Raw genomic sequence first — 3,247 nt, 5'->3', positions numbered from 1 at the left:
CGGCGGGCAGCCGGGGCCGGACGAGTTCCTCGCGCCGGTGATCGAGAAGGCCCGCGAGGTGGTCGCGAGCCGCGGTCTGCGGAGCGCGATCGAGCGGGAGTGCGGAACGCTCGCCTAGTGGGGCGGCTACTTCAGCTCCTTCGCGATGACCTTCGCTAGCTCGCGGAGCGCCTTGCCGCGGTGGCTGATCGCGTCCTTCTCGGCGGCCGACAGCTCGGCGTTGGTGCGCTCCTGACCGTCGCCCAGGAAGATCGGGTCGTACCCGAAACCGCCGTCCCCGCGCCGCTCCCGCATGATCCGGCCCGCCTGGCGGCCCTCCACCAGGTGCTCGCGGCCGTTCGGCAGCACCAGCACGGCCGCGCACACGAAGGAGGCGCCGCGCTGCTCGTCCGCCACGTCGCCGATCTGCGCCAGTACCAGGTCGATGTTGGCCTCGTCGTCGCCGTGCCGGCCGCACCACCGCGCGCTGAACACGCCGGGCATCCCGTTGAGCGCGTCGACCGCCAGCCCGGAGTCGTCGGCCACCGTCGGCAGCCCGGTGCGCTTCGCGCCCTCCCGGGCCTTGATCAGCGCGTTCTCGCCGAAGGTCAAGCCGGTCTCCGGGACGTCCGGGTAGCCCTCGAAGTCGCCCAGGCCGACGAGCTGCACCTGGGCGGTGCCGAGCGCCGAGTCGAGGATGCGCTGCAGCTCCGCCAGCTTCTTCCGGTTCGCCGTCGCCAGCAGCAACCTGCTCATGACAGATCCACCTTCAGGGCCTGCTGCTGCGCTTCGGCGAGGTCGGCGCAGCCCCGCACGCCCAGGTCGAGCAGCGCGTCGAGCTGGTCGCGGCGGAACACGTTCGCCTCGCCGGTGCCCTGCACCTCGACGAAGTCGCCGTCGCCGGTGCACACCACGTTCATGTCCACCTCGGCCGCCACGTCCTCGGTGTACATCAGGTCCAGCCGCGCCTCGCCGTCGATGATGCCGACGCTGACCGCCTGGATGGACCGATGCATGACCTTCTCGACGGTGCCGGCCAGCTTCTTGCGCCCGGCCAGCCAGGTCACCGCGTCGTACAGCGCGACGTAGGCGCCGGTGATCGCCGCGGTGCGGGTGCCGCCGTCGGCCTGCAGCACGTCGCAGTCCAGCACGATGGAATTCTCACCCAGCGCCTTCAGGTCGATGCAGGCGCGCAGGCTGCGCCCGATCAGGCGGGAGATCTCCTGGGTACGCCCACCGACCTTGCCCTTGACGCTCTCGCGGTCGCCGCGGGTGTTCGTGGCGCGGGGCAACATCGCATACTCCGCCGTCACCCAGCCCTGGCCGGAGCCCTTGCGCCAGCGCGGGACCCCCTCGGTGACGCTGGCGGTGCACAGCACCCGGGTGTTGCCGAACTCCACGAGCACCGAGCCCTCGGGGTGGATGCTCCACCGGCGGGTCAGGGTGACGGGACGCAGTTGGCCGGCCTCGCGGCCGTCGGGACGTGCCATGCCGCCACCTTATGCGTAACGCGGTGTGGTCGCGTCGTCCGCCCCGTCGGCGCCCGGGCGAGCTGCCCAGACCCCAGTGGTTCTGCCTTCAGTCCGGTGAAGGGCGGTGGCGGGGCTGCGGACGGCGGCCCCGACTGGCGCGGCCGGGCGCAGCGACGCGGCCGTCCGCGCGACCTGGCGGCTGACCGCCGGCGCCTCGACGCCGTGCGCCCGCAGGAAGCCCTCGACGGCCTGCGGCCAGCCGAATAGCTCGGCCCGGGCCCGTGCGGCGGCGCGGCGCTCGGCCTCGGGCCGCTCCATGATCTGGCGTACGCCCGCCGCGAAGCCCTCCGGCGTGCCCGGCGCCGCGACGCCGGCCTCGCCCACCACCTCGGGCAGCGCGCTCGCCGCGTTCACCACCACAGGTGTGCCGCAGGCCAGCGCCTCGAGCGCGGCCAGCCCGAAGGTCTCCACCGGGCCGGGCGCGACCAGCACGTCCGCACTGGCCAGCAGCGCCGCCACCGCGGACCGGTCGGCGAGGTGACCGGCGAACCGCACCGGGAGCCGGGCCGACCGATAGGCCAGGGCGGCCCGGCGGGAGCCGTCGCCGGCCACCGCGAGCACCGCCGGCATCTTGTCACCGCGCAGCGCCGCGACCGTGTCGACGGCCAGCTCGGGCCGCTTGTCCGCGGACAGCCGGCTGCAGTAGACGATGAGCGTCTCGTCGGGGCGGGCGTAGCGGGCGCGGACGGCCGGGTCGGCGGCGCCCGGGTGGAAGCTGCGCAGGTCGACGCCGAGCGGAACCTCGACCAGGTTGGGCACGCCGAGCCGGCGGAACTCCGCGGCGGCGAACGCCGTCGTGCAGACGATCTGGTCGAACATCTCGGCGGTGGCGCGGTTGAGCCGGTCGGCCAGCTGCGCCCGGCGCGGCATGCCCCAGACGCCGAGCAGGCCGGCCAGGCTCTCGTGCGACACCATCATCGAGCCGACGCCGTTCTGCCGGGCCCAGCGGCCGGTCCAGCGCAGCGTGGAGCGGTCGGACACCTCGATGCGGTCGGGCTCGAGCTCCTCCAGCAGGCGGGTGATCTCGCGCCGGCCGGCCAGCACGCGATGGCCGCCGGTGCGCGGCAGCGAGGTGCCGGGCAGCGTGATGACTCGACCCTGCTCGGTGACCTCGTCGGAGGCCGTGCGGCCGGGAATGATCAGGATCGCCTCGTGCCCCGCTCGCTGGTAGCCCTCACCGAGATATCGCAGGGCGGTCCGCAGACCGCCGGATCGCGACGACACGAAGTTCGCCAGCCGGACGATGCGCATGCAATGCACTCCAAAGAGGGCCGAGGGGGCTGCAGGGCGTCAATCGGGTTCAACGGTGCGGAGCGGCGAAGCCGCCATGGAAGCTCAGAGATCGTAGCGGGAACCCGGCCGAACCACCTCAACCGGTCCCGCAAATCTCGCGCAGGCGGCATCCACTGTAGATGCCTCACTGCCCCACGCGGCGACGAGATGGGTCAGGAGCAGCCGCCCGACATCCGCCTTGGTCGCCGCCTCCCCCGCCTCGCCGCCGGTCAAGTGGATGTTGGGCGGGTTCTCCATCCCGTCGAGGTAGCTGGCCTCGCACAGGAAAAGATCAGCGCCCTGCGCCAGGCGCAGCAGGGCGTCGCAGGGCGCGGTGTCCGCCGAGTACGCGAGCACGTGGCCGCCCTGCTCGATGCGGACCCCGTAGGTCTCGATCGGATGGTTGACCCGGTCGACCGTGACGGTGAACGGACCGATCGGGAAGGTGCCCGGCTCCAGCCGGA

The 3,247-nt window shown here is 73.1% G+C and carries 4 protein-coding genes; all 4 read right to left on the bottom strand.

Annotated elements, in window-relative coordinates; genetic code table 11:
* Nucleotides 1–126 precede the first annotated feature (126 nt).
* The gene (rdgB, locus tag AB0M20_RS34225; protein ID WP_364304492.1) at nt 127–735 is read right to left on the bottom strand and encodes an RdgB/HAM1 family non-canonical purine NTP pyrophosphatase; all 609 of its coding nucleotides are present in this window, start codon (nt 733–735) and stop codon (nt 127–129) included.
* Nucleotides 732–1,469, bottom strand: coding sequence for a ribonuclease PH (rph, locus tag AB0M20_RS34220; RefSeq protein WP_364304491.1), 738 nt, complete (start codon nt 1,467–1,469; stop codon nt 732–734). Before rph ends, rdgB begins: the two co-directional genes overlap by 4 nt.
* 9 nt (nt 1,470–1,478) lie before the next feature.
* Complete coding sequence (locus AB0M20_RS34215; protein WP_364304489.1) at nt 1,479–2,762, bottom strand: glycosyltransferase; 1,284 nt, start codon at nt 2,760–2,762, stop codon at nt 1,479–1,481.
* Nucleotides 2,763–2,846: 84 nt separating this feature from the next.
* A partial coding sequence (locus tag AB0M20_RS34210; protein WP_364304488.1) for an MBL fold metallo-hydrolase occupies nt 2,847–3,247 on the bottom strand: 401 nt, incomplete at its 5' end.

The sequence above is a fragment of the Actinoplanes sp. NPDC051633 genome (assembly GCF_040681735.1).
Lineage (GTDB): Bacteria > Actinomycetota > Actinomycetes > Mycobacteriales > Micromonosporaceae > Actinoplanes.
The sequence above is the reverse complement of the archived record's forward strand: the minus strand, read 5'-3'. Positions and strand labels throughout refer to the sequence as shown.